Source organism: Kitasatospora sp. NPDC001660 (assembly GCF_053596725.1).
In genome coordinates this window covers 48382-74680 of sequence record NZ_JBSFGU010000033.1, presented here as the reverse complement: position 1 = coordinate 74680, position 26299 = coordinate 48382, and the positions used below count along the sequence as shown (strand labels likewise).

General features: G+C 72.9%; 20 protein-coding genes, 2 pseudogenes and 1 riboswitch. Of the genes and pseudogenes, 11 read left to right on the top strand and 11 right to left on the bottom strand.

Annotated elements, in window-relative coordinates:
- The first annotated feature begins 146 nt into the window (after positions 1 to 146).
- Positions 147 to 416 (top strand): hypothetical protein, encoded by a 270-nt coding sequence (locus tag ACWCXH_RS28590; RefSeq protein ID WP_449804354.1) that lies wholly within the window; start codon positions 147 to 149, stop codon positions 414 to 416.
- Positions 409 to 3456 carry an ATP-binding protein gene (locus tag ACWCXH_RS28585; RefSeq protein WP_449804353.1) on the top strand — a complete coding sequence of 1016 codons (3048 nt, stop codon included), beginning with the start codon at positions 409 to 411 and terminating at the stop codon, positions 3454 to 3456. Before ACWCXH_RS28590 ends, ACWCXH_RS28585 begins: the two co-directional genes overlap by 8 nt.
- 113 nt (positions 3457 to 3569) lie before the next feature.
- Here ACWCXH_RS28585 and meaB read toward each other — a convergent pair whose 3' ends face one another.
- From meaB to ACWCXH_RS28570, 3 genes are read right to left on the bottom strand one after another with little or no spacing between them, the layout of a single operon-like run.
- Positions 3570 to 4562, bottom strand: a complete 993-nt coding sequence (gene meaB, locus ACWCXH_RS28580) for a methylmalonyl Co-A mutase-associated GTPase MeaB (protein ID WP_449804352.1) — start codon at positions 4560 to 4562, stop codon at positions 3570 to 3572.
- A gap of 12 nt (positions 4563 to 4574) precedes the next feature.
- Positions 4575 to 6779 carry a methylmalonyl-CoA mutase gene (scpA, locus tag ACWCXH_RS28575; protein ID WP_449804351.1) on the bottom strand — a complete coding sequence of 735 codons (2205 nt, stop codon included), beginning with the start codon at positions 6777 to 6779 and terminating at the stop codon, positions 4575 to 4577.
- Entirely contained in the window at positions 6776 to 8671 is a 1896-nt protein-coding gene (locus ACWCXH_RS28570; RefSeq protein WP_449804350.1) for a methylmalonyl-CoA mutase subunit beta, read from the bottom strand. The genes scpA and ACWCXH_RS28570 overlap by 4 nt, the downstream gene beginning before the upstream one ends.
- Before the next feature lie 109 nt (positions 8672 to 8780).
- Here ACWCXH_RS28570 and ACWCXH_RS28565 point away from each other — a divergent pair.
- A pseudogene (locus ACWCXH_RS28565) lies at positions 8781 to 8912 on the top strand (C40 family peptidase); the annotation flags it as partial.
- Between the two features lie 84 nt (positions 8913 to 8996).
- Here the strand turns inward: ACWCXH_RS28565 and ACWCXH_RS28560 are convergent.
- Positions 8997 to 9950: an NADP-dependent oxidoreductase gene (locus ACWCXH_RS28560; protein WP_449804349.1), complete on the bottom strand. Its 954-nt coding sequence runs from the start codon at positions 9948 to 9950 to the stop codon at positions 8997 to 8999.
- Between the two features lie 115 nt (positions 9951 to 10065).
- Here ACWCXH_RS28560 and ACWCXH_RS28555 point away from each other — a divergent pair, with 115 nt between their 5' ends.
- A complete protein-coding gene (locus ACWCXH_RS28555) occupies positions 10066 to 11025 on the top strand; it encodes a GlxA family transcriptional regulator (protein WP_449804348.1) in 960 nt (319 codons plus the stop codon).
- A 52-nt stretch (positions 11026 to 11077) separates the two neighbouring features.
- On the opposite strand, the gene ACWCXH_RS28550 is transcribed toward ACWCXH_RS28555, so the two are convergent.
- Entirely contained in the window at positions 11078 to 12187 is a 1110-nt protein-coding gene (locus ACWCXH_RS28550) for a hypothetical protein (RefSeq protein ID WP_449804347.1), read from the bottom strand.
- A 179-nt stretch (positions 12188 to 12366) separates the two neighbouring features.
- Positions 12367 to 12447: pseudogene (locus ACWCXH_RS28545) on the bottom strand (BlaI/MecI/CopY family transcriptional regulator); the annotation flags it as partial.
- A gap of 192 nt (positions 12448 to 12639) precedes the next feature.
- A riboswitch (M-box (ykoK) riboswitch) is annotated at positions 12640 to 12816 on the top strand.
- A gap of 400 nt (positions 12817 to 13216) precedes the next feature.
- On the opposite strand from ACWCXH_RS28545, the gene ACWCXH_RS28540 reads away from it, so the two are divergent.
- From ACWCXH_RS28540 to ACWCXH_RS28530, 3 genes are all read left to right on the top strand, one after another.
- Positions 13217 to 14860 (top strand): NRAMP family divalent metal transporter, encoded by a 1644-nt coding sequence (locus ACWCXH_RS28540; protein WP_449804346.1) that lies wholly within the window; start codon positions 13217 to 13219, stop codon positions 14858 to 14860.
- 150 nt (positions 14861 to 15010) lie between these two features.
- Entirely contained in the window at positions 15011 to 15745 is a 735-nt protein-coding gene (locus ACWCXH_RS28535) for an MgtC/SapB family protein (RefSeq protein ID WP_449804345.1), read from the top strand.
- Positions 15746 to 15806: 61 nt separating this feature from the next.
- Positions 15807 to 16484: a YoaK family protein gene (locus ACWCXH_RS28530; protein WP_449804344.1), complete on the top strand. Its 678-nt coding sequence runs from the start codon at positions 15807 to 15809 to the stop codon at positions 16482 to 16484.
- Positions 16485 to 16534: 50 nt separating this feature from the next.
- On the opposite strand, the gene ACWCXH_RS28525 is transcribed toward ACWCXH_RS28530, so the two are convergent.
- Together ACWCXH_RS28525 and ACWCXH_RS28520 are read right to left on the bottom strand one after the other, a co-directional pair.
- Positions 16535 to 17083, bottom strand: a complete 549-nt coding sequence (locus ACWCXH_RS28525) for a hypothetical protein (protein WP_449804343.1) — start codon at positions 17081 to 17083, stop codon at positions 16535 to 16537.
- Between the two features lie 59 nt (positions 17084 to 17142).
- Positions 17143 to 17796 carry an Rv1733c family protein gene (locus tag ACWCXH_RS28520; protein ID WP_449804342.1) on the bottom strand — a complete coding sequence of 218 codons (654 nt, stop codon included), beginning with the start codon at positions 17794 to 17796 and terminating at the stop codon, positions 17143 to 17145.
- Positions 17797 to 18174: 378 nt separating this feature from the next.
- Between ACWCXH_RS28520 and ACWCXH_RS28515 the strand changes: the two genes are divergently transcribed.
- Genes ACWCXH_RS28515 through ACWCXH_RS28505 form a run of 3 tightly spaced genes read left to right on the top strand, consistent with a single transcriptional unit; the run spans position 18175 to position 21619 of the window.
- The gene (locus ACWCXH_RS28515; protein ID WP_449804341.1) at positions 18175 to 18699 is read left to right on the top strand and encodes a PadR family transcriptional regulator; all 525 of its coding nucleotides are present in this window, start codon (positions 18175 to 18177) and stop codon (positions 18697 to 18699) included.
- On the top strand, positions 18696 to 19382 hold the full coding sequence (locus ACWCXH_RS28510) for an ABC transporter ATP-binding protein (protein ID WP_449804340.1): 687 nt from the start codon (positions 18696 to 18698) through the stop codon (positions 19380 to 19382). Before ACWCXH_RS28515 ends, ACWCXH_RS28510 begins: the two co-directional genes overlap by 4 nt.
- Positions 19379 to 21619 (top strand): FtsX-like permease family protein, encoded by a 2241-nt coding sequence (locus ACWCXH_RS28505; RefSeq protein ID WP_449804339.1) that lies wholly within the window; start codon positions 19379 to 19381, stop codon positions 21617 to 21619. Before ACWCXH_RS28510 ends, ACWCXH_RS28505 begins: the two co-directional genes overlap by 4 nt.
- Positions 21620 to 21687: 68 nt before the next feature.
- Here the strand turns inward: ACWCXH_RS28505 and ACWCXH_RS28500 are convergent, their stop codons facing one another.
- Both ACWCXH_RS28500 and ACWCXH_RS28495 read right to left on the bottom strand, forming a co-directional pair.
- Positions 21688 to 22167, bottom strand: a complete 480-nt coding sequence (locus tag ACWCXH_RS28500; protein WP_449804338.1) for a nucleotide triphosphate diphosphatase NUDT15 — start codon at positions 22165 to 22167, stop codon at positions 21688 to 21690.
- A 21-nt stretch (positions 22168 to 22188) separates the two neighbouring features.
- Positions 22189 to 23697, bottom strand: a complete 1509-nt coding sequence (locus ACWCXH_RS28495) for an SDR family NAD(P)-dependent oxidoreductase (RefSeq protein ID WP_449804337.1) — start codon at positions 23695 to 23697, stop codon at positions 22189 to 22191.
- A gap of 281 nt (positions 23698 to 23978) precedes the next feature.
- Here ACWCXH_RS28495 and ACWCXH_RS28490 point away from each other — a divergent pair, with 281 nt between their 5' ends.
- Positions 23979 to 25418, top strand: coding sequence for a GuaB1 family IMP dehydrogenase-related protein (locus tag ACWCXH_RS28490; protein WP_449804336.1), 1440 nt, complete (start codon positions 23979 to 23981; stop codon positions 25416 to 25418).
- On the opposite strand, the gene ACWCXH_RS28485 is transcribed toward ACWCXH_RS28490, so the two are convergent.
- Positions 25379 to 26212, bottom strand: a complete 834-nt coding sequence (locus ACWCXH_RS28485) for a DUF5995 family protein (protein WP_449804335.1) — start codon at positions 26210 to 26212, stop codon at positions 25379 to 25381. The genes ACWCXH_RS28490 and ACWCXH_RS28485 overlap by 40 nt on opposite strands.
- Positions 26213 to 26299 lie beyond the last annotated feature (87 nt).

Below are 26299 nucleotides of genomic sequence, written 5' to 3'. Positions count from 1 at the left end.
GGCGTTACGCATATCGGACCGATTGCGCCGTGATTGTGATCATTTAGGAGTACATGGCGAATATTCGAATATTCCCCCGAGTAACCGTCGGGTGTAGGATGCTGAGCCCGCGGCTCTGTGGCGAGAGCAAAACAATGGGGGCAGACATGGCTCGTGCGTGGGAAGCCGATCCTTCCGCTTCGTTCGAGAAGCGCCTGGGAAAGTCCGCGAAAGAGCTCGGCACGTCCGAAGGTCGGGACGAATGTCCCGACATCTGGCAGCTCTCGAACGGCGACATCGCCGTGATCGGCCGGGACCTCACGGACGACTATCGTGGCCGGCTCCCCGAAGACGTCTCCGTCGGCCCGGGCGAGCGGCTCGTCGTCATCCCGGGCCTCATGCTCCGCACGGCGAAAGCGGACATCACGGATGCCTGACCGGCGCGCTCCCGGGCTGCGGTCCGAGTGGGGCGAGAACCTCGCCCGGCAGGACTACAAGCGCGACTTCCGCGAGCGGGACGCCCAGGTCCGCGGCCGGGACTCCTGGAAGCTCGAACGGCGCCAGCACTTCGAGGAACAGGGCAGCCCGAGCTGGGAAGCACTCCTGCGGGGCGACTGGAGCGAGGCGCTGCGGCTCCTCGAGGACCGGCGTGAGGCCCTGCTCGAACTCGGGCGCGAGGACGAGGAGCGCCAGTCGTTCTTCCACCGCGTACGGGTGGTCGAGAAGCCGTTGACGACCTATCTGCACTGGGAGCTGCACTCGCTGCGGATCCGCGCCGAATGCGGTGAACGGATCCGCATCGTCAATGCCGGGGCGCTGGCCGAATCCGAGGAGTCCGGGCAACTGCCGGAGGTCGTCGTTCTCGGGGGCCGCACCCTCTACCAGGTCCTGTATTCGGAAACGGGAACTCCGGTCGGCGCGGTCCGCTTCACCGATCCCGATCTCATCCGCCGGTGGGAGAACTACATCAAGGATCTCTACCAGGTGGGCGAAGACGTGCAAACCTATTTCGCCAACGAAGTGGCACACCTTCCCCCACCCGTCCCACCCACGCAGAAGCGGAGCAAAGTGGCAGGCGAGCCCGACGGCACCACACGTGGCCCCGGAAGCACACGCTCCACCGTGACCGGGTCCTCGGCCCACGACGTCGTCCAGGCCAGGGACATCAACGGAGACATCCACTTCCACCGCACGCCCGGTCAGGACGGCACCACTCCCACGCCCCGCCAACTGCCCGCCGACGTACGGGGCTTCGTCAACCGCGTGCGGGAACTCGACGAACTGAACACCATCCTCACCGGTGAGGACCGCGAGCCGTCCGACGCTGCCGTCATCGTCATCGCGGGCACCGCCGGGGCCGGAAAGACCTCACTCGCACTCCGCTGGGCACACCAGGCCCGCGACCGGTTCCCCGACGGACAGCTCTACGTCAACCTCCGTGGCTACGACCCCGGCCGACCGGTCACCGCCCACGAAGCGCTCCACCGCTTCCTGGCCTCCCTCGGAGTCCACCCGCAGTCCATCCCGAACGACCCCGATGCAGCCGCCGCCCTCTACCGCTCACTCCTCGCCGAACGCCGCGTCCTCGTCGTCCTCGACAACGCCGCCACCGCCAACCAGGTCCGCCCCCTCCTGCCGGGCACCGCCGGCAGCCTCGTCGTCGTCACCAGCCGCAGCCGCCTGTCCGGCCTCGCCGTACGCGACGGCGCCCGCCGGCTCACCCTTCACACGCTGCCCGAATCCGAAGCAGTCGCCCTGCTGCGCGCCGTCACTGCCGACCACCGACCCCAGGACGACCCGGCCAAGCTCACCGAACTCGCCCGCCTCTGCGCCCAACTGCCTCTGGCCCTGCGCATCGCCGCCGAACGCGCCGCCAGCCTCCCCCACATGGGACTGGACGACCTCATTGCCGACCTCCGTGACAAGTCCGCCCTCTGGGACGCCCTCAGCGTCGGAGACGACGAAGACGCCGACGCCGTCCGCACCGTCTTCGCCTGGTCCTACCGCGCCCTCCCGGCCCAGGTCGCCCACCTCTTCCGCCTCCTCGGCCTCCACCCGGGCCCCGACTTCGGACTCCACGCCGCAGCGGCCCTCGCCCACCACACTCCCAACCGCACCCGCCAGCTCCTCGACTCCCTCGTCGGCGCCCACCTCGTCGAACAGAGCGCACCGGACCGCTACCAGTTCCACGACCTCCTACGCGCCTACGCCACCGACCAGGCCCACCACGAGGAAACCCCGGAATCACGCCAGGCCGCACTGCGTCGCGTGCTGGACTGGTACCTGCACACCGCCGACGCCGCCCAGCGGTGGCTGCGGCCCGCCGAAGCCCGACTGCCGCTCGACCCGGCGACCGACGGAGTGCAGCCGGCCGCGTTCGCCGACTACAACGCCGCCGTGGACTGGGCCGAACGCGAACGTGCCAACCTCCTGCAAGCCGTCCACACCGCCTCGGCGGCGGGCGAGGACCGACTGACCTGGCAATTGGCCGCCGTGCTCTGGAACGCCCAGGCCCCTTCGGCCCCGGGCGCCGACTGGCTCGCGGCGGGTCACCTCGGCCTGGCCGCGGCGGACCGCCTCGGTGACGACAGCGCCCGGGCCCTCCTGCTCACGGACCTCGGCATGGGGTACACCCGGACCAACTCCCTCGACGAAAGCCTGGAGTACCACCGCAGAGCGCTGGCACTCTGGCGCGACCTCGGCGACCGGCTCAACGAGGCGCACTCCCTCAACCTGCTCGGACTGGTCCACCTGCACCGGCGCCGGCTGGACGAGGCCGCACAGTACTTCGAGCAGGCACTCACCGCCTTCCGGGAGCAGGACGAGGCGTACTGGCAGGCCACCACGCTCGCCAACCTCGCCAGTGCCCACTACCGTGCCGGCCGCCTGTCGCAGGCCACGTCCACCGTCGACCAGGCACTGGCAGCCCACCGCGCACTGAACAACCAGCGAGGTGAAGGAAACGCCCTGCGCCTGTTGAGCGACATCCAGCGCGCAGAAGGCGACCCCGCCGACGCACTGGCCTCTGCGCACACGGCACTGGACATCGCGCTGAACCTGCGGGACCACCGGCTCGAAGGCTTCTGGCTCATCACCCTCGGCGACGCCCAGCGGGCCGGCGGACAGTTCACCGACGCCCTCGACTCCTACCAACGCGCCGCCGTACTCCACCGCCGCCTCGGCGACCGCAGCCGAGAAGCACTCGCCTGGCACGGTGCGGGCGAGACCTACCGCCACCTCGAACGCCGCACCGAGGCAGCCGCCTTCCTCCGCCGGGCCGCGGCCACCCACCGCGAACTCGGCGACGCCTGGAACGAGGCGCAGGCGCTGGACGCCCTGGGCACAGCACTGCTCACCAACGACACAGACGCGGCACGCCGGCACTGGGAGGAGGCGCTGACACTCCTGGTCGGCTACGACGACCCACGAGCGCTCGCCACGCGTGATCGGATCGGGCGTCAGCTGGGGGCGGGCTGACGCGCGGCCTTCGGGCCTTGGGGCGGCTCGGGCAGGCACGGCGGCACGGCCGGTGTGCCCGTACGACGAAGCGCCCTGCCCTCCGTGTTCCGGAGGCAGGGCGCTCACATCAGCTAGGCCGGGCCGAAGAAGGCGTCCAGGATCTGCTGGGCCGCCAGGCCCGCCGGCAAGGAACCGGCGCGGACCTGGGACTCCAAGTCCGCTGCGACGCGCCGCACTTCCGGGTGCTCGTGCAACCGTGCATAGAGCTGGTCGTGGACCATCGTCCACGTCCACTCCACTTGCTGGTCGCGGCGCTTCGCGGCCAGTGCGCCCGTCGCGTCCAGCACCTTGCGGTGCTGCTGCAGGCGTTCCCACAGCACGTCGAGGCCCAGGCCCTCGCGTCCGCTGCACGTCAGCACCGGGGGCGTCCACGCGGCATCGGGCGCCTGCAACAGGCGTAGCGCGCCCGCGAGTTCACGAGCCGCCGCCTTCGCGTCCGTCTCGTGCGGGCCGTCCGCCTTGTTGACGGCGATGACGTCGGCGAGTTCCAGCACGCCCTTCTTGATGCCCTGGAGCTGGTCCCCGGTCCGGGCCAGGCTCAGCAGCAGGAAGGTGTCGACCATCCCGGCGACCGCCGTCTCGGACTGGCCGACGCCGACGGTCTCCACCAGCACGACGTCGTAGCCGGCCGCCTCCATCACCACCATGGACTCCCGGGTGGCCTTGGCGACGCCGCCCAGCGTCCCCGAGGTGGGGGAGGGGCGGACGAAGGCGTGCGGGTCGACGGCGAGGCGCTCCATCCGGGTCTTGTCGCCGAGGATGGAGCCGCCCGTCCGGCTGGACGTCGGGTCGACGGCGAGGACCGCGACCCGGTGGCCCTGCCCGGTGAGCATGGTGCCGAAGGAGTCGATGAAGGTCGACTTGCCGACACCGGGCACGCCCGTGATGCCGACCCGGACCGCGCCGCCCGCGTGCGGCAGCAGCCGCTGGAGGAGCTGCTGCGCAAGCGCGCGGTGGTCGGGCCGGGTCGACTCGACGAGCGTGACGGCCCGCGCGATCGACGCGCGCGAGCCGTCCACGACACCGGCGGCGTACTGATCGAGGTCGATCGTCCGTGGAGGCATGCGATCAAAGACTCACAGCTCGTGGCCGAGGTCGGCCGCCAGCGACTTCAGCAGGTCGTACGCGGCGTCCGGGATGACCGTGCCGGGCGGGAAGACCGCGGCCGCGCCGGCCTCGTAGAGCGCGTCGAAGTCCTGCGGCGGGATGACGCCGCCGACCACGATGGTGATGTCCTCCCGCCCCGCCTCGGCGAGTTCGGCGCGCAGCGCGGGCACCAGGGTGAGGTGTCCGGCGGCCAGCGAGGAGACGCCGACGATGTGCACGTCCGCCTCGACGGCCTGGCGGGCGACCTCGGCCGGGGTCTGGAACAGCGGGCCGACGTCCACCGTGAAACCGAGGTCGGCGAAGGCGGTGGCGATCACCTTCTGGCCGCGGTCGTGGCCGTCCTGGCCCATCTTGGCGACGAGGATGCGCGGGCGGCGGCCCTCGGCCTCCTCGAACCGCTCGACCAGGTCCCGGGTGCGCTGGAGGGGGGCCGACGGGCCCGCTTCGTCACGGTACACACCGGAGATGGTACGGATCTGGCCGGAGTGGCGGCCGTACACCTTCTCCAGGGCGTCCGAAATTTCGCCGACGGTGGCCTTGGCCCGGGCGGCGTTGACGGCGAGGTGCAGGAGGTTGTCGTCGAGCGAGCCGCCGCGCTGCGGGCCGGCCTCGGCGGCCCGGGTCAGCGCGTGCAGCGCATCACGACAAGCCGCCTCGTCGCGCTCCTCGCGCAGCCGGCGCAGCTTCTCGATCTGGCGGGCGCGGACCGAGGAGTTGTCGACCTTGAGCACCTCGATCTGCTCGTCGCTCTCCACCCGGTACTTGTTGACGCCGATGACCGGCTGGCGGCCGGAGTCGATGCGCGCCTGGGTGCGGGCGGCGGCCTCCTCGACGCGCATCTTCGGGATGCCCGCGTCGATCGCCTTGGCCATGCCGCCGGCCGCCTCGACCTCCTGGATGTGCTGCCAGGCCCGCCGTGCCAGGTCGTTCGTCAGCTTCTCGACGTACGCCGAGCCGCCCCACGGGTCGATGACCCGGCAGGTGCCGGACTCCTGCTGGAGCAGCAGCTGGGTGTTGCGGGCGATGCGGGCCGAGAAGTCGGTGGGCAGCGCGAGCGCCTCGTCGAGGGCGTTGGTGTGCAGCGACTGGGTGTGGCCCTGGGTGGCGGCCATCGCCTCGACGCACGTGCGGGTCACGTTGTTGAACACGTCCTGCGCGGTGAGCGACCAGCCGGAGGTCTGCGAATGGGTGCGCAGCGAAAGGGACTTGGCGTTCTTCGGGTCGAACTGCTTGACCAGCTTGGCCCACAGGAGGCGGGCGGCGCGCAGCTTGGCGACCTCCATGAAGAAGTTCATGCCGATCGCCCAGAAGAACGACAGCCGCGGCGCGAAGGCGTCCACGTCCAGTCCCACGTCCAGGCCGGCGCGCAGGTACTCGACCCCGTCGGCCAGGGTGTAGGCGAGCTCCAGGTCGGCGGTGGCCCCGGCCTCCTGGATGTGGTAGCCGGAGATGGAGATCGAGTTGTACCGGGGCATCTTCTGCGAGGTGTACGCGAAGATGTCCGAGATGATCCGCATCGACGGCTGCGGCGGGTAGATGTAGGTGTTGCGGACCATGAACTCCTTGAGGATGTCGTTCTGGATGGTCCCCGCCAGCTTCTCGGGCGGCACGCCCTGCTCCTCGGCGGCCACGATGTACAGCGCGAGCACGGGCAGCACGGCGCCGTTCATGGTCATCGACACGGACATCCTGTCCAGCGGGATGCCGTCGAACAGCTGGCGCATGTCGTAGATCGAGTCGATGGCGACGCCCGCCATGCCGACGTCGCCGGTGACGCGCGGGTGGTCGCTGTCGTAGCCGCGGTGGGTCGGCAGGTCGAAGGCGACCGAGAGGCCCTTCTGGCCGGCCGCCAGGTTGCGGCGGTAGAAGGCGTTGGACTCCTCGGCGGTGGAGAAGCCCGCGTACTGGCGGACGGTCCACGGCTGGTTGACGTACATGGTCGGGTAGGGCCCGCGCAGGTACGGGGCGATGCCCGGGTAGGTGTCGAGGAAGTCGAGCCCGGCGAGGTCGTCCGCGGTGTACAGCGGCTTGACGCCGATGCCCTCGGGGGTGTCCCAGACCAACTCGTCGACGTCCTTGCCGGTGGACTGCCGCCAGGCGGCCCGCCACTGCTCGGGAGTGACGTTGCGGGCGGCGTCGCCGTCCAGCCCGATTCCGGTGAAGTCGGGGATCATCGCGTCACCTTGTCCTCGTCGGCGCTGCCCGCACCGGTGATCTGGTCCAGCAGGGAGGTGAGGACGGCGACCGCGTCCCCGCCCGCGTGGATGAACTCGTCCACCCCGGCGGGTGCTTCGGCGAGCCGTCCGGCGAGCAGCACCCGCCGGGCGCCGGCCGCCTTGAGGGCGCCGGCGACGGCCGCGGCGTGCTCGCCGTAGAGGGCGTCGCTGGAGCAGAGGCAGGCGACGGTGGCGCCGCAGGCCCGGAAGGCCTCGGCGAACGCGGCCGGGTCGACGGACTCCGACGAGACCGTCGCGAGCCCGCCCGCCTGGAACAGGTTGGCGGCGAAGGTGGTGCGCGCGGTGTGCGCGGCGGCCGTGCCGATCGACGCCAGGAACAGCTTCGGCCGCTCGCCGTTGGCCGCGGCGAAGGCGTCCGAGCGGTCCCGCAGCGCCTCGTACGCCTCGGCGCGCCGCACCTGCGGCAGCCCGCCGCCGAGCATGCCCGGGGCCGGCTCGCGGACCAGCGGCGGCTCGTCCAGGTTCGGGAACTCGCTGACGCCGGTGACGGGTTCGCGCCGCTTGGCGAGCTTCACCGACCGCTCCGCCCAGGTCGCGGCGATCCGGTCGCCGACCAGGCCGGACTCCAGGGCGGCCCGCTGGCCGCCGGCCCGCTCGATCTCCTGGAACCACGCCCAGGCGGCCCGCGCGAGCTCCTCGCTCAGCTGCTCGACGTACCAGGAGCCGCCGGCCGGGTCGATCACCCGGGCCAGGTGGGACTCCTCCAGCAGGATCGACTGGGTGTTGCGGGCGATCCGCCGGGCGAACGCGTCCGGCAGGCCCAGCGCGGTGTCGAACGGCAGCACGGTGACGGCTTCGGCGCCGCCGACCCCGGCGGCCAGGCAGGCGACGGTGGTGCGCAGCATGTTCACCCACGGGTCGCGCGCGGTCATCATCACGCGGGACGTGACGGCGTGCTGACGCTGCGCCGAGGCCTCGGCGCAGGCGCCCGACACCTCGGCGACGCGGGCCCAGAGCCGGCGCGCGGCGCGGAACTTGGCGATCGTCAGGAACTGGTCGGCGTCGGCCGCGTAGCGGAACTCCAGCTGGCCGAGCGCGGCGTCCACCGACAGCCCGGCGGCGGTCAGCGCGCGCAGGTAGGCGACGCCGGTGGCGAGCGAGCAGCCCAGCTCCTGGGCGGGGGAGGCGCCGGCCTCGTGGTACGGCAGGGCGTCGACGGTGAGCGCGCGGACGCCGGGGTAGCCGGCGGCGCAGCGGGCGGCGAGCGCGACGGCGTCGGCGAGCAGCGCGTCGGTGCGGGTGGCCTCGCCGGTGCGGGCCTGGAGGCCCAGCGGGTCCGCGCCGAGGTTGCCGGCCGCGTCGGCCGGGGAGACCTCACGCTCCTCGTACAGCTTGAACAACTGCTCTGCGGCGCCGGCGAATTCGGGTCCGGCGTCGAGGGCGACGGCGGCCAGGTCCAGGTACACCCCGGTCAGCGCCTCGGGCAGCGCGGCGATCGGCAGGCCCTCCCCGCCGAGCTCCAGCCAGAGCGAGCCGACGCCGTTCTCCAGGTCCGCGAGGACCGCCTCGTTGGTCCGGCGCCGGTCCGGGTCGGCGTGCCGCTGGCGGACGTCCCACCCGGCGACGGCCGAACCGTGCGGGCGGCTGCCGCGCACGAACGGTGCGAAGCCGGGGTAGCCGGCCTCGGCGTCGGCGTTCTCGGCGGTGTACAGCGGGCGGGCGCGCAGGCCGTCCTGCAGCTGGGTGGCGAGCGCCTGTTCGGCGGCGGGGCCGTCCTCGGGCTGCGCGCCGGACTTGCGCAGCACGCCCTCGACGAGCCGCTGCCACTGCTCTCGGTGCGCTGCCGGGAACTCGGCGGCGAGGGGGAGCCCTTCGGGCGGGACCTTCATGACCGCAGGTTAGCGCCCGTTCGCACGGGCACAGGAGGGCCGGTCGGTGTGACTTTTCCCTCGATTCAGCGACACTTCAGCACTTCGGGCGGCGACGAGTGCCAGCCGGGTGTCCCGGGGCCAGTGGAACGACGGCCCGCGCGTCGCCCGTGGTGACCTCCAGCCCGGCGACCTCGTCTTCTTCTGCAACGACATCCACCACGTCGGCATCTGCAGAGGCGACGGCACGATGATCCACGCTCCGCGCAGAGGCAGGAACGCCGAGGTCCTCCCGATCGACGTCATGCCGTACATGGGTCGCCGTCCGCCCCGCCTGAGGCCGCCGTCAGACCGACAGGACGATCTTCCCGGTCGTCCGCCCCCGCTCGCCGAGGCGGTGCGCCCGCGCCGCCTCGGCCAGCGGGAACACGTGGTCGGCGATCACCCGCAGTCGGCCGTCCTCGACCAGCCGGGTGATCTCGCGCAGGCCCTGGTGGTCGGGCTCGACCAGCATGAACACCGCACGGACGCCCGCCGCGCGCGCCTCGGCAGCCGGGAAGGCGTCGGTGAGCGGCTCGATCGAGACCAGCGTGCCGCCCGGGCGCAGGGTGCGCAGCGAGCGGGCCCAGTTGGCCCCGCCGATCGGGTCCAGGACGACGTCGACGTTCCGTACGGTTTCGGCGAAGTCCGTCGTGCGGTGGTCGACGAGCTCGTCCGCGCCGAGCGAGCGCAGCAGGTCGTGCTTCTCGGTGCTCGCGGTGCCGGTCACGTGGGCGCCGAGGGCCTTGGCGATCTGGACGGCCAGGTGGCCGACCCCGCCCGCGGCGGCGTGGACCAGCACGTGCTGCCCGGGCCGCACGTCGGCGGTGTCGACCAGCGCCTGCCACGCGGTGAGCGCCGCCAGCGGCAGGGCGCCCGCCTCGACGTGGCTCAGGCCGGCCGGCCTGGGCGCGAAGTGCCGGGCCGGCGCGGTGACGTACTCGGCGTAGGCGTTCGCCGGGTGCGGGAAACGGGGCATCCCGTACACCGCGTCGCCGGGCCGGAAGAGCGTCACGCCGTAGCCCACCGCCTCGACGACGCCCGACACGTCCCAGCCGACGGTGAACGGCGGCGTGGCCCCGGTGGCGAAGGCGCCGCGCGTGCGGGTCTTCCAGTCGGCCGGGTTGACCCCGGCGGCGCGGACGCGGACCAGGACCTCGCCGCGTCCCGGCTCCGGGCGCGCGGCCTCGACGAGCCGCAGGACCTCGGGGCCGCCGGCGGTCTCCTGGGAGATCATCCGCATGATGTCGTGCTGAGGCATGGTCAGGTACTCGTTTCCGCTCGGCCGCGCCCGCTTCCCGGGCACACCGTCAGACTGCCGGGGCCGGGCGGCGCCCGGTGGCGGCGGGACGGCCACGGAATGAGAGGATCCGGCCATGCACCACGTCGGCGTACTGGCCCTGGACGGCGTCCACCCCTTCGAACTCGGCATCCCCGCCCGCATCTTCGGCGCCGCCCGGGACGAGACCGGCGCCCCCCTCTACACCGTGGCCACGTGCAGCCTGGACGGCGGACCGGTGCGCACCGACGCCGACTACGACCTCGCCGTCGTCCACGACGCGGGTTTGCTGGCCACCGTCGACACCGTCGTCATCCCGCCCTCGGCAGGCCTCGGCCCGATCCGCGAGGAGGGCCGCCTGCCGGACGGGCTGCGCGCGGCCCTCGACGCCGTCCGCCCGGGCACGCGCATCGTCGCCATCTGCACCGCGACCTACGTGCTGGCCGCTGCCGGGCTCCTCGACCACCGCCCTGCCACCACGCACTGGCGGGATGCCGACCGGTTGCAGCGGATGTTCACGACGACCCGGATCGACCCCGACGTGCTGTTCGTCGACGACGGCGACGTCCTCACCTCCGCCGGGGTCGCGGCCGGCATCGACCTGTGCCTGCACCTGGTCCGCCGCGACCACGGCAGCCGCATCGCCAACGAGGTCGCCCGCTCCTGCATCGTCCCGCCCTGGCGCGACGGCGGCCAGGCCCAGTACGTCCGGCGCCCGGTGCCCGCCGCGAGCGCCGCCGGCACCGCCGCCACCCAGGCGTGGGCGATGGACCGCCTCGCCGAACCGCTCACCGTGGCCGGGCTCGCCTCCCATGCCCACATGAGTGTGCGCACCTTCTCCCGCCACTTCCGCGAGGAGACCGGCACCACGCCCGTGCAGTGGCTCACCCGCCAACGCGTCGACCTGGCCCGGCACTTCCTGGAGACCACGGACTGGCCCGTCGACCTCGTCGCCCGCCGCGCGGGCCTGGGCACCGGCGCCTCGCTGCGCCGGCACCTCCACGCGGCCATCGGCGTCGGCCCGCACGCGTACCGCCGCACCTTCCGCGCGGTCTGACCCCGGGCGCCCGGAGCGGCCCACGCCGCCCCGGGCACCCATGAGGCGTCGGTCAGTCGGCGATGATCTGGAGCGTCCCGTTGCTCCCGATCGTGCCGGTCACGTAGAGCGTGTGGCCGTCGGGGCCGACGGCGAGGCCGTCGAGCTGGTCCTCGTCGGGGGAGACGGTCTCGGCCGCGACGGCGCTGCCGGAGGCGGTGTCGACGGAGAGCACCGACGGGCCGGCGGTGTAGTCGTTCTTCGCCACGTAGAGCCGGGTGCCGTCCGGGCTGACCTGCGGGGCACGCAGGTCGGCGAAGCCGCTGACGAGGGCGAGGTGCCGGGTGACGGTGTCGCCGGCCGGGTCGATCACGTCGGCCTGGCCGCCCTTGGAGCCGGACGCCACCGCGAACAGGCGGGTGCCGTCCGGGGTGAAGACCGGGTAGTAGTCGAGCGCCCCGGCGGTGCCGCTGACGGTCCCGACCAGGGTGGGCGTGGCGCCCGCCGTGCCGAGGTGGAACACGCCGCCGTCGCTGCCGACGTACAGGTCGTGGCCGCCCGGCCGGAACGCGGCGGTGCCGGTGAAGCTGCCGGGCACCTGGACCGAGCCGGTGAAGGCCTGCTGGGCGGTGGAGAACGCGACCACCCGGCCCTGGCCGTACTGGCGGTAGGTGGTGGGCCCGTTCTGGACGACGTAGGCGGTGGCGCCGTCGGGGCTCACGGTGAGGCCGGTGAGCGTGCCCGGGTTCCAGCCGGCCTGGCGCGGCTGGTCGGGCAGGGCGGTGGTGCCGAGCACGGCCAGCGTGGCGGTGTCGAGCACCATGAGCTGCTGCCCGTTCGCGACGTACAGGCGGGTGCCGTCCGGGGCGAGCCCGGCCACGAGGCCGAGCTGGCTGGTGTTCAGGGTGACCTGCCGGGTGACGGCGTCGCTCCGGGTGTCGACCGCCTTGACCTGGACGGCGTTGCCCGTCCCGGTCACCACGACGTACGCCGTGGTGCCGTCGGGGCTGACGAGCGGCTGGGCCTGGTTGTGGCCGACGGTGATGACGGCCTCGGTGCCGGAGACCGGGGCGGCGGTCCCGGCGGCCCGGGCGGCGGTGCCGGTCAGCGCCAGGACGGCGGCCGCCGCGGCGGCCACGGCGGTCGCCCGGGTGCAGGTGCTCAGCGAAGTCTTCGCGGTCATCGTGTTGTCGATCCCCCTTTGGTGCACCGCACGGTGCGGTGCCGGGGCAGGCTAACCGATCTTCCTGAGAGTCTGATGGACACTCAGTGGACGGAGCAGTACGTCCGGGCTCACGGATGTGGCGCGCACGCCGGCAGGTGGGGGAGCGGCGGAGTCGCCAACACGCTGGCCCACCACGCCACCTCGCGCACCGTGGCCGGCCGGCCCCAGAACCAGAGCCGGTCCATGATCTCGGCCTCCAGATCGCCGAACCCGCGCAGCACCGCCCGTTTCCCTTCCTCGGCGCTCCTGCCTGGAGCGGCGCTCGTGGTACGGCGCCCGTGCCCGGTGTGGTTGCAGGCCGTCCGCCGTTCGGTCGAGCCCGTTGGTCAAGGTTCTACAAAGGTGTCGAAGATCGCATGAGAAGCAGTCCGGGGGCATCCCGGGAGGGGCTATGCTCTTTGAGGTTTGAAGAGGCACCTCGTTCGGTGAGGCGTCTTCACGGACACAGGCCACTGACCCGACGACGTCGAGAGACGCCCAGGTTCAGGACAGATCTTCCCGAGTTAAGGGTTGATCCCAAGTGGCTTCCCCCGCATCAGGGGGATTACGCCGTGAAGTGCCAAAGCTCTGACGAGTTGGGGTGTACCGGTCCAGCGCGATCGGTCCGCTCCTTGCCGTGTCGCGATGCGGCGCACACTCGGTGCGCCCCCGGCCGGGAGGAGGCGAGAAACATGGACTGCAGTAGTCCGGGCCACAGTTGCCCCTGCCCCCGCATGCTCTCGTACACCTCCGGCACGCGGTAACAACCTTTCCTGCGAACGCTCACCATGCGCTGCGTCCTGCGCCGAAGCCGCTCAACCACGTGAAGCCGCTCAACCACGCGCTGACACAAGCCGCCTGACGCATCGTCCTGCCCGCACGACGCCTGAGCCCGGCCCTGTCCCGGCTCGCGCATCCGTGTGGATCGATGCTGCGCGTCCGCAGGGAGGATTACTGCTGCGTGCCCCCTGATGGCCCCCTCAAGGCAGGGGGCGGGGAGGACTCACCATGGCAGACGTCATGCTGGACCCGAAGATTCCCGCCGCGCGCAGCGCGGTGCTGGACGACGCCCACGTGGGCGACATCAAAGGTGCCCTCGGCACCATCAGGCTCGATGACGCCCCGCGCCAGGGCCTGTCCGCGAAGCTGAAGACCCTGCTGGCGATCGTCGGCCCCGGCCTGATCGTCATGGTCGGCGACAACGACGCGGGCGCGTTCTCCACCTACGGCCAGGCGGGCCAGAACTACGGCACCCGGCTGCTGTGGACGCTGCTCCTCCTCGTCCCCGTCCTCTACGTCAACCAGGAGATGGTGCTGCGTCTGGGCGCCGTCACCGGCGTCGGCCACGCCCGCCTGATCCTGGAGCGCTTCGGCAAGTTCTGGGGCGCGTTCAGCGTCATCGACCTGTTCCTGCTCAACGCCCTGACCCTGGTCACCGAGTTCATCGGGGTCACGCAGGCCGCCGGCTACCTCGGCCTGCCGAAGGAACTCGCGGTCGTCCTGGCCGCCGCGGTCATCGTCGCCTCCGCCTTCACCGGCTCCTTCCAGCGCTTCGAGCGCGTCGCGGTCACCCTGTGCGTCGGCTCGCTCCTGCTGGTGCCGATCTACTTCGCGGTCCACCCGAAGACCTCGCAGATGGCCCACGACTTCGTCGTGCCCACGATGCCGGGCGGCGCGGGCGAGCTCGCGGCCGTGATGCTGGTGATCATCTCCATCGTCGGCACCACCGTCGCCCCGTGGCAGCTGTTCTTCCAGCAGTCCTACGTCATCGACAAGCGCATCACCCCGCGGTTCATGAAGTACGAGAAGGCAGACCTCTGGATCGGCATCGTGATCGTCATCGTCGGCGCCGCCGCCATGATGGGCTTCACCGCCGCCGCCTTCGCCGGCACCGACGGGGTCGGCCAGTTCACCGACGCGGCCGGCGTCGCGAAGGGCATCGCCGACAGGGCCGGTGAGGTCGCGGGCGTGCTGTTCGCCATCGCCCTGCTGGACGCCGCGATCATCGGCGCCTTCGCGGTCTCCCTCTCCACCGCCTACGCCATCGGCGATGTCTTCGGCATCAAGCACTCGCTGCACCGCGGCGTCACGGGCGCCAAGGGCTTCTACGCGATCTACGCCGGTGTCGTGGTCGTCGCCGCGGCGATCACGCTGGTCTCGACCGACTACGCCCAGGGCCTGATGACCCAGTTCGTCCAGGTGCTCGCCGGCGTGCTGCTGCCCTCCGCGACCGTCTTCCTGCTGCTGCTCTGCAACGACAAGGCCGTCCTCGGCGCGTGGGTCAACGGCCCGAAGACCAACGCGTTCACCGCCGCGGTGGTCGGCGTCCTGGTCACCCTCTCGCTCATCCTGACCGCCTCCGTCGTGTGGCCGGACATCAAGGCGGGCACGATCCTGTGGATCATGGCCGGCTGTGGCGTCGCCGGCGTGCTGGTCGCCGGGTACTTCTTCACCTTCGGCCGCCGGGGCACCAAGGAGGACCCGATCGACCGCACCGGGCGTGACAACTGGCGGATGCCCCCGCTGGAGACCCTGGAGAAGCCGGTCATGTCCACCGCCCGCAAGGTCGGCATGGGCGCCCTGCGCACCTACCTCCTGATCGCGATGATCATGGTCATCTTCAAGGTGGTGCAGACCGCCCTCGGCCACTGAGCCACCGGAACCCCTCGAACGGACGGGTGGTGGGCAGCGCGCCCGCCACCCGTCCGTTCACTTCTCTCCCCTAGCGTCTGCTGTGGTCCGCGGATGCTGTCCCCAGCCCCGATTCCCCAGCCCCGATTCCCCCGTGGAGGAGGTGCCGCCGTGCACACCCTGACCACCGTCGACTTCCCGGTCCGGCTGGCCACCGGCGTCGCCTGCGGCGCCCTGATCGGCGTCGAGCGCCAGTGGCGGGCCCGGATGGCCGGCCTGCGCACCAACGCCCTGGTCGCCGCCGGCGCCACCCTGTTCGTCCTCTACAGCGAGGCCGTCGGCGACACCGGCAGCCCCACCCGGGTCGCCTCCTACGTCGTCTCCGGCATCGGCTTCCTCGGCGGTGGCGTCATCCTGCGTGACGGCGCCGGCGTCCGCGGCCTCAACACAGCCGCCACGCTGTGGTGTTCGGCCGCCGTCGGAGTGCTCGCCGCCTCCGGCAAGCTCCAACTCGCCGTCTTCGGCACGCTCGCCGTGCTCGCCGTCCACCTCGTGCTGCGCCCGGCCGGCCGACTGCTCGACCGCGCCCCGCAGTCCGGCAACGACCCGGACTCCACCAGCCGCGCCACCGTCCACCTGGAGTGCGACCGCAAGGCCGAGACGCACATCCGGGCGCTGCTGCTCCAGTCCCTCGCCGCCTCCGGGCTCACCCCCACCGGCCTGCGCGCCCGCCGCGCCGACCACGGTGAGGCCACCAGCCTGCGCGCGACCGTCGCCATCACCGGCCAGGTCGCCCCCGCGCTGGAACAGGTCGTCACCCGGCTCTCCCTCGAACCGGGCGTCCGCGACCTCCACTGGCACGTGGAGGACGAATCCGACGACCCGAGCGCCCCGGCGCTCGCGTGAGGGAGTAGAACGGAAGGACCGTCACACGAACGACCGCCACGCGAACCGGCCGGGAGGCCCGATGCTCACCCCCGACCCCAGGCACGGGCCCCTCGTGCCGCTGCTGCTGGTGCTCACCGTCGTCACCGGCCTGGTGGACGCGGTCAGCTACCTCGCACTCGGGCACGTCTTCGTCGCCAACATGACCGGCAACGTGGTGTTCCTCGCCTTCGCCCTGGCCGGCGCCGCCAACCTCTCCGCGACCGCCTCGCTCGCCGCCCTCGCCGCCTTCCTCGTCGGCGCCCTGGCCGGCGGGCACCTCGCCGAACGCCTGCCCGAGCACCGGGGGCGGCTGCTGCGGGCGGCGGTCGTGGTCCAGGCGGCGCTCGTGGTCGCGAGCACCGTCCTGGCGGCGACCGCCGGGCACACCGCCGACCCGGCCCGCTACCCGCTGATCGGGCTGCTCGGCCTGGCGATGGGCGGCCAGAACGCGGTGGTCCGCGCACTCAAGGTGCCCGACCTGACGACGACGGTGCTGACCATGACGATCACCGCCCTCGCCGCCGACCGCTCCGGCCCCCGGCGGCTGGCCTCCGCGGTCTGGATGTTCACCGGAGCCCTGCTGGGCGCCGTGCTCGTCCTCCACGCGAACGTCCCGGCCGCGCTGGCCCTGGCCTCGGCCCTGCTGATCACGGTCGCGGCCCTCCTCCACCGCTCCTCCCGCACGACCCCGCCGTGGGCGCACCCCGGCGGGGCGTAGCGTTACGGGCGGACGCCGCTACGGGTGGTGGCTGCCAAGGGTGGTGGCCGCTACGGGTGGTAGATCTCGCTCATCGCCGTCACCTTTCCCTGCGCGTCCCGGTGGATCGTGAAGTACGGCGTGCTCGCCAGCTTGTACGTCGCCAGCTCCGCCGGCGTGATCGTGCGTTCCTTCGTGCCCTTGCCGCTGAACTCCACCACCTGCACCACCGCGTTCTTCGCCAGCGCGTAGCTCGTGGCGTCGCCCGTGGGCGTGTACTCGACGTTCTCATCGTTGGGCTCGTGGTACGAGCAGCTCACCGGGGTCACGTTGACCTTGGTCACCCCGCCCGCGGTGGCCGCGGAGTTGAGCTTGGCGAACTCCGGCCGGGCCGGGTCCTGGTGGCAGGGCTTGCCCGCCTGCGAGGCGGTCGGCGCGGGCGTGGCCGGCGCCGCGCTCGCCGTGGGGGCGGGTGTGGGGGTGGCGGCGGCGGCCGTGGTGGGCGCGGGGGAGGCTGCCGCGGGTGCGGGGTCGGGGTCGTCGGGCCCGCAGGCGGTGACGAGTGCGGCCAGGCCGAGCGCGAGCACGGCGGTGGTCAGGGCGGTGCGACGGTTGGTCATGTGCGGTCCCCCGGGTGCGATTGGCTGTCGGAGGAGACGCGCATCGGTCGTCGCTGGTTTCAGTCGTCCTGCCGATGGCCGGCGCGTCCGCTCCAGAGCGGTTCGAGCCGGGCCCAGGCGCGCGTCCAGGATTCGTCGGACCGCCGGTCGAGCACCCGGAGCCGGAGCCGGAGCGCGACGACGAGCAGCGCGAGGAGGGCGAGCAGTGCGCCGACGCCGGTGCAGGCGGCGGAGACGGCGACGGCTGCGCGGTCGAGCGGGGGAGTGACGACGGCGCCGCCGGAGTCGACCCAGATGCGGACGGCGCTGCCGGCGGTGGCCGTCCAGGGTGCCGGGACGGTGCCGGTGTGCGCCCGCCCGTCGGGGTACGTCCAGGTGGCCTCGGCCTCGTCGCGGCTCTCGTACCCGCCGGTGAGCCGGCCGCCGGCGGAGCCGTGCCGGGGCGGGCCGAGCACCACGGCGTCGACCTGGTGGAGCCGTCCGCGCTCGGCGGAGGCCTGGGGTGCGGCGGCGCGGTAGCTGAGCAGGGCGCCGCCGGTGGCGAGGGCGAGGGAGAGCAGCAGTCCCAGGGTGGCGAGGGCCCAGGCCCGGGCCCGTCCGCGGTCCACGGACCGGGCCAGCGGTTCGTGCCGTCCGCCGAGGGCCCGCCGCAGTTGGCGCCCGGCCTGTCGCGGGAACGACGCGGGCCGGGCCGGGCGAGGGCTGCTGGACACGATGACGGCTCCTCAAAGGCGTTGGGGGAGTGCGACGGTGACTCGTGTTCCGCCACCCAATGTCCACCCGGCGGCCACGCGCGCACAAGAGCGGTGCGGGTTCGCGCGACCGGGACGGGTGGCCGCCGAACCGGGACGTTCGGCCCTCGGCAGGCCGACGCGGGTGGGGCAGGCTTGGTCCCGGCCGCGCCTCCCGTGCCTGGGCGCGGCCCGGCCCGGTCTGCTGTGGGGGTCGCCCGGGCCGCGGTGTGCGGCAGGGGGCGGGTGTGGGGCCCGCCCCCTGCTTGCCGTGTGCGCAGTCCTGTCGTCTTGCCAGGTCAGAGCCTTATTCTCGCCAGATATACACTCGGAGTATACGCGTGGGGTATGCTCCTCCCCATGAGTGTTCCCTTGACCCTGCTCGGGCTCCTGGAACGGGAGCCGAGCCACGGCTATGACCTCAAGCGCGACTACGACGCCCTCTTCGGCCGCGGCAAGCCCCTCCCGTACGGCCAGGTCTACGCCACGCTCGGCCGCCTCGCCCGCGACGGCAAGGTGGTCGCGGGCGAGGCGGAGCCCGGCGACGGCCCCGAGCGCAAGCGCTACGTGATCACCGAGGCGGGGGTGACGGAGTTCGAGACCTGGCTCAGGGAGCCCGTCGCGCCCGAACCCAACCTGCAGAGCACGCTGTTCACCAAGGTCGTGCTGGCCCTGATGCTCGGCCGCGACGCCCAGGAGTACCTGGACACCCAGCGCGCCGCCCACCTGCGCCGGATGCGCGAACTCACCGAACTGCGCCGCACCGGCGCCCTGGTGGACGCCCTGCTCGCCGACCACGGCCTGTTCCACCTGGACGCGGACCTGCGCTGGATCGACCTCACCGCCGCCCGCCTGGACGCGCTGGCCGCGGAGGTGCGCCCGTGACCGCCGTGATCGAGGCCCGCGACCTCGCCCTCGCCTTCGGCGAGACCCCCGCCCTGCGCGGGGCCAGCCTGTCGGTCGAGGCCGGCGAGGTGCTGGCCATCATGGGCCCGAGCGGCTCCGGCAAGTCGACCTTATTGCACTGCCTGGCCGGCATCCTGGTGCCCGACTCGGGCGAGGTGCACTTCGACGGGCAGCGGATCGACACCATGGCCGAGGCCCGGCGCAGTGCCCTGCGCCGGGACCGGTTCGGCTTCGTGTTCCAGTTCGGCCAGCTGGTACCGGAGTTGACGGCCGAGGAGAACGTCGCCCTGCCGCTGCTGCTGAACGGCGTGCGCCGCGCCGCCGCGCTGGCCGACGCCCGGCCGTGGTTCGCCCGGCTCGGCCTGGACGGCATGGAGAAGCGCCGCTCCGGCGAGCTGTCGGGCGGTCAGGCGCAGCGCGTCGCCCTCGCCCGCGGCCTGGTGGCCCGTCCACAGGTCCTGTTCGCGGACGAGCCGACCGGCGCCCTGGACTCGCTGACCGGCGAGCAGGTGATGGACCTGATGGTCGCCTCGGCCCGCGAGCAGGGCACGACCGTCGTCCTGGTCACCCACGAGCCCCGGGTCGCCGCCTACGCCGACCGCGAGGCGATCGTCCGCGACGGCCAGGCCCGGGTGCTCTCGGCGGGACCGGTGGCGCCGTGATCGCCTTCTCGCTCCGCCTGGCCGTCAGCGGCGGCCGGGAGGCGCTGGCCCGGCTGGCGATGATCGCGGCGGCCGTCGCGATCGGCGTCGGGCTGCTGCTCTCCACGTTCGCGAGCGTCAACGCGATCGGCCGGGCCAACGAGCGCCAGCTGTGGATGAATTCGGGCGCCAAGAGTCGCACCGAGGCGCCCGCCGCCGTCGACCCGCTCTGGTGGTACGCGCACGGCGACTTCTACGACGGCAAGGAGGTCTTCGAGGTCGAGGTCGCCCCGACCGGGCCCACCTCGCCCGTCCCGCCGGGCCTGACCAGGCTGCCGGCCCCCGGCGAGTACGACGCCTCGCCCGCGCTGGAGAAGCTGCTGCGCGACGTCCCGGCAGTCCAGCTGGGTGACCGCTTCCCCGGCCGGCTCGCCGGCACCCTGGGCGACGCCGCACTGCCTTCCCCGGACAGCCTGTCGGTGGTCATCGGCCGCACGGCCGACGAGGTCAGGGCCGGGCCGCGCGCCCGGCAGATCACGACGATCGCCACCGCCCTGCCCGCCGAGTGCGACAACGACTGCTTCGGCCACGGCGTGCGCGGCGACGCGATGACGCTCATCCTCACCGTGGTGGCCGGGGCGCTGATCTTCCCGGTGCTGATCTTCATCGGCACCGCGACCCGGCTGTCGGCCGCCACCCGTGAGCAGCGCTTCGCCGCGATGCGACTGGTGGGCGCGACACCGCGGCAGGTCTCGGTGATCTCGGCGGTCGAGTCCACGGTGGCGTCGGTGGCCGGCACGGCCGTCGGCTTCGGCCTCTACGCCGCGCTGCGCCCGCTGGTGGCCACCGTCCCGTTCACCGGGAGCCGGTTCTTCACCGCCGACCTGACCCTGACCGCCCCGCAGGTGCTCGGTGCCCTGGTGGGAGTGCCGGTCGCGGCGGCGCTCGCCGCGCGGTTCGCGCTGCGGCGGGTCACGATCTCGCCGCTGGGCGTCTCCCGCCGGGTGACGCCGCGGCCGCCGCGCGCCTGGCGGGTGGTCCCGCTGCTGGCGGGGCTCGGTGAGCTCGGCTACTTCGTCGACAACCGTCCGCCGACCTCCAACGGCCAGTCGGCGGCCTACCTGACCGGCTTCCTGCTGGTGATGCTCGGTCTCGTGATCGCCGGTCCGTGGCTGACGATGGTCGCCGCCCGGGGAGTGGCCCGGCGGACCAGCCGTCCGGCGGCGCTCATCGCCGTGCGCCGACTCGCTGACGACCCGAAGGCCGGGTTCCGCTCGGTGGCGGGCCTGGTGCTGGCGCTGTTCGTGGTCACCGCGACGGTGAGCATCATCGGCACGATCAACGCCAACCGCGGCGCGCTGAGCGGGGATCCGGAGGTGCGCAAGTCCGTCGTCCACGCCCCGTCGTTCGATCTGTTCCGCTCGGACCCGATGGGTGCCGTGCCCGATGGCCTCCTGGCTTCCGCCCGGGCCGTGCCCGGCTTTCGCGGACTGGCGCTGGCGCGCGACAACCCGGCCGGGTTCGGCAGGGAGTTCCACGGGCCCGACCCCATGCCCGCGCCCGCACTGGTGCTCTGCTCGGAGCTGGCGCAGGTCCCGGTGATCGGTCACTGCGCGCCGGGCGCGGCCGTCGCCCTCGTCCCGCTCTGGCAGTTCGTCGACCTGCGGGAGGCGAGTTCCCGGGAGTGGCCGGCCGCCCCGGTCTCCGCCCAGGAGGCCGCCGCGCTGCCGGTGCGGCTGATCTACACGACCACCGACGGCTCGTCGGCGGCGATGGAGCAACTGCGAACCCTCTTCACCAAGGCCTACCCGACGTACGAGGCCCGGATGGCCGCCGACTGGGGCACCATGTCGCAGCAGCAGCTCCAGGGCTGGCGCCAGCTCGCGAACGTCGTCCTGCTGACCACCCTGCCGATCGCCGGGTGCAGCCTCGCGGTGAGCGTGGTCGCCGGACTCTCCGACCGCAGGCGGCCGTTCGCGATCCTGCGGCTGACCGGGGCGCCGCTGCGGCTGCTGCAACGGGTGATCGGGCTGGAGAGCGCGATGCCGCTGCTGCTGGTCGCCGCGATCGCGATCGGGACGGGCTTCGCGGCGGCGGCCATGTTCCTCAAGTCGCAGATGGAGTACGACCTGGTGTCGCCGGGCGCGCTCTACTACGGGCTGACGGCCTTCGGCCTGCTCGCCTCGCTCGGCATCATCGCCTCGACGCTGCCGCTGCTGCGGCGGATCACCGGCCCCGAGGCCGCGCGCAACGGCTGACGGACCGTCAACCGGCTTCTGTCGAAAGGTGTCCCGGGGCAGCAGGGGAGCCCCGGGACACCGGCGTTTCAACCGATCCGGTACGCGTGCGTCCCCGGCCGGTGCACCACGTCCGTGCCCGGCAGCCACGCACCGAGGACGAGCGCGGACGGGTAGAACATCGGCTCCGGCAGGGCGTCCACCGGAAAGCGCTCCCAGCCCCCGCACGCGTGCGGCTCGGTGACCACCGCCTCGGCGACGCTCGGCGGCGCGAGCACGGCGGCGGTCAGCCGGGGCCGACCGAGCTCGTGGTCGAGCAGCACGGCGAGCACCCGCATCTCGTCGGCCGGCAGCACGATGCCGGTCTCCTCGGCGAGTTCGCGCGCCGCCGCCTGCTCGAAGGACTCGCCGGGGCCGTCCACCTTCCCGCCCGGCAGGCTCCAGGTGGGCGGCTCGCCGGCGGTCGTGCGGCGGCCGATCAGCACCCGGCCGTCCCCGGTGGGCACGATGACGCCGGCGCCGAGCATCGGCGCGGCCGTTGTGGTGGGCGCGGTCGGTGCGGAGGTCAACTCGCGGTCTCCTTCGGGGGCTTACCAGTTGGCGCGCTCGTAGTCCTTGAGGAAGCAGCCGTACAGGTCCTCGCCCTGCTCACCGCGCACGATCGGGTCGTACACCCGGGCCGCGCCGTCGACCAGGTCGAGCGGGGCGTGGAAGCCCTCGTCGGCCAGACGCATCTTGTCCGGGTGCGGGCGCTCGTCGGTGATCCAGCCGGTGTCGACGGCGGTCATCAGGATGCCGTCGCTCTGGAACATCTCCTGCGCGCTCGTGCGGGTCAGCATGTTGAGCGCGGCCTTGGCCATGTTGGTGTGCGGGTGGCCGGCGCCCTTGTAGCCGCGGGAGAAGACGCCCTCCATCGCGGACACGTTCACCACGTACTTGCGGCGGGACGAGGACGCGGCCATCGCCGGGCGCAGGCGGCTGATCAGGATGAACGGCGCGGTGGAGTTGCAGAGCTGCACCTCCAGCAGCTCCACCGGGCCGACCTCCGAGACGGTCTGCACCCAGCTGTTCGTGTCGGCGAGGTCGGGCACCAGGCCGCCGGCGTCGATCGCGGTGCCGGCCTCGATCCGGGCGGGCGTCGCCGAGCCGGTGACGAGCGCGAGCGAGGTGACGTCCTCGGCGGCCATCCGGTGCTCGCCGCCCGCCTGGTGGGGGAGCGCGGGCAGGTCGACGCTGCCGCTGCCGAAGCGGCCGATCGTGGTGGACTGCGGCAGCTCGCCGGCCGGCAGCGGCGCGGACTCGGCGGCGATCAGCTCGCGGTAGGACTCCGGCGGGCGGCGGACGGTCTGCGCGGCGTTGTTGATCAGGATGTCCAGCGGGCCGTCGGCGGCGACCTCGTCGGCGAGCGCCATGACCTGGGCCGGGTCGCGCAGGTCGATCCCGACGACCTTGAGGCGGTGGATCCACTCGGCACTGTCCGGCATCGCCGTGAAGCGGCGGATCGCGTCGTTCGGGAAGCGGGTGGTGATCGTGGTGTGGGCGCCGTCGCGCAGCAGCATCAGCGCGATGTACATGCCGATCTTGGCCCGGCCGCCGGTGAGCAGCGCGCGCTTGCCGGTGAGGTCGGCGCGGGCGTCCCGGCGGGTCCGGTTGAGCGTCGCGCAGGGCTGGCACAGGTTGTGGTAGAACGCGTCGACCTCGACGTACCGCTTCTTGCAGGTGTAGCAGGAGCGGGGCCGCTCCAGGATGCCCGCGATCTCGGTGGTGGTGACGGTGGTGAGACCGAACGCACCGGCCGTCTCGTCGTCGATCCGGGTGGGCGCGCCGGTGGCGGTGCGGGCGGTGACCGCGCGGTCGTTGGCGGTCTTGCGGGCCCGGGTCTCCTGGCGGCGGCGCTGCTTGAGCGTGCGGAATATGCCGCCGACGGCCCTGCGGACGGTGATCGCGTCCGGGTGGTCGACGTGCAGCTCGTCCAGCTCGGCGATCACCTCCAGGCAGAGCCGTAGGCGCTCGGGGTCGAGGCCGGGACCGTAGTCGATCTCCTCCTCGGCGCCCTCGTCCCGACCCTGGTCCTGCGTGATGTCCGTGCCCGCCGTCATGCCTGCTGCCGCTTCCCGTATCGCCTCGCCGTTACCGCGTGAATGCTACGGGAGCGGGCCCCGCCGGGGCGAAAAGTCGACCCTTTGGATGATCATCCAAGTCTACGCGCGGAGGACTGATCTTGGTTTGTGCACAGTGCCAGCAATCGTCCTCGAACTGGCTTTTGTCCCGACCGTCCCGGAGAATCGAACGTTGGGTGCCGGGCGCCCGAGTGCGCCCTGGCGGCATCGCCGCAACCGCACCCGAGGTGTAATTTCTCCCAGCCAGAGAGCCCCCCTTCATGCGCTTCCTGAACGACCTCAAGCCCTCGTACGACCTGACGTACGACGACGTCTTCATGGTCCCCAGCCGTTCCGCCGTGGGCTCCCGGCAGGGCGTCGACCTCTCCTCCAACGACGGCACCGGCACCACCATCCCGCTGGTCGTCGCCAACATGACCGCCATCGCGGGCCGCCGGATGGCCGAGACCGTCGCCCGCCGCGGCGGCCTGGTCGCCATCCCGCAGGACATCCCCACCGAGGTCATCGCCGAGGTCATCTCCTGGGTCAAGCAGCGCCACCTGGTGTTCGACACCCCGATCACCCTCGCCCCCGGCGCCACCGTCGCCGAGGCCCTGTCCCTGCTGCCCAAGCGCGCGCACGGCGCCCTCGTCGTCGTCGAGGACGGCAAGCCGGTCGGCGTCGTCGCCGAGTCCGACTGCCAGGGCGTCGACCGCTTCACCAGCCTCGCCGACATCATGTCCCGCGACCTGCTCGTGCTCGACGAGAACGTCGACCCGCGCGCCGCGTTCGACAAGCTCTCCGGGGCGCACCGCAAGCTCGCCCCGGTCGTCGACGCCGAGGGCCGCCTCGTCGGCATCCTCACCCGCAAGGGCGCGCTGCGCGCCACCCTGTACACCCCGGCCGTCGACGCCGCCGGCAAGCTGCGGATCGCCGCCACCGTCGGCATCAACGGCGACGTGGCCGGCAAGGCCAAGGCCCTCCTCGACGCCGGCGCCGACGTGCTGGTGGTCGACACCGCGCACGGCCACCAGGAGAACATGATCAGCGCGCTGCGCGCCGTGCGCGGCCTGGACCCGCAGGTCCCGATCGTGGCCGGCAACGTCGTCTCCGCCGCCGGTGTCCGCGACCTGGTCGAGGCGGGCGCCGACATCCTCAAGGTCGGTGTCGGCCCGGGCGCCATGTGCACCACCCGCATGATGACCGGCGTCGGCCGCCCGCAGTTCTCCGCCGTCCTGGAGTGCGCCGCCGAGGCGCGCCGGCTCGGCAAGCACGTGTGGGCCGACGGCGGCGTCCGCCACCCGCGCGACGTCGCCATGGCGCTGGCCGCCGGCGCGTCCAACGTGATGATCGGCTCCTGGTTCGCCGGCACCTACGAGTCCCCGGGCGACCTGCAGACCGCCGCCGACGGCCGCCAGTACAAGGAGAGCTTCGGCATGGCCTCGGCCCGCGCCGTGAGCAACCGCACCGCCCAGGACTCCACCTACGACCGGGCCCGCAAGGCGCTGTTCGAGGAGGGCATCTCGCACTCCCGGATGTTCCTCGACCCGGCCCGCCCGGGCGTCGAGGACCTGATCGACTCGATCGTGGCCGGCGTGCGCAGCTCCTGCACCTACGCCGGTGCCAGCACGCTGGAGGAGTTCCACGAGAAGGCGATCGTCGGCGTCCAGAGCGCGGCCGGCTACGCCGAGGGCAAGCCGCTGCACTCCAGCTGGGCCTGATCCGGCCGGGCCCGACCGCCCGCGTCGATCGCGCCTGCCGGCCGGTTCCTCGCTTCGGGGAGCCGGCCGGCGGCCGTTCGCGCCCCCGCGTCATGGTGGAGCCCGAGCGGCAGCAGGAGCGCGCGGCCGAGCAGCCCGACCGAGCCGTCCAGCGCGGTGGCGAAGGCGTGCGCGGCGCACGGCATCCGGCGCAGCTCCCACAGGGCCCGCACGGCCGACCAGGCCGCCTCGCGGGCGGCGTCCACCGACCAGGCACCCAGCAGGTGCGCGAGCGGCTCCGCCGGCTCCGGCAGCCCGGGCCCGGGCAGCAGTTGCTCCCGGACGGCGGCCTCCACCTCGGCGAGCACCCCGTTGACCCGGTGGTAGTCCTCCTCGACGTCGTCCGGCTCGCAGCCGAGCCGTCCGCACGTGTCGAGGACGGCCAGCGGGAGGTCGTGCTGGATGTGCGCGTTCATCCCGGCCAGTGCGAACTGCACCGGGTGCACCCCGGTGTGGGCGCGCAGCTCGAACAGCGGCCGCCAGCAGGCGGGCGGCTCCTGCCCGGCGGCGTCGGCCGCCACCGCGAGCAGGTAGCGCCCCGCGAACACCACGTCCAGCTCGGCCACCGCCGCCGGATCGGCGAAGTACGGGCCGCCGAGCCGCTCCCGGACGGCCTCCGTGACGGTGAGGTAGGCCCGGTTGAACACCGCCACCCCGTCCTCCGGCGGCAGCCCCGCCCCGAGCGCCCGCAGCCGGGCGACCACACCGTCGACCGTTGCGTCGTCCACCGCCGTGCCGTCCGCCGCACCGGGCATGGGCCACCCTCCGATGTCGATCGTGCACTGATCGCATCATCGTGGCAGCGCGTACGGCCGCCCGGTGCGCGCGGCGCGCAGCCGACC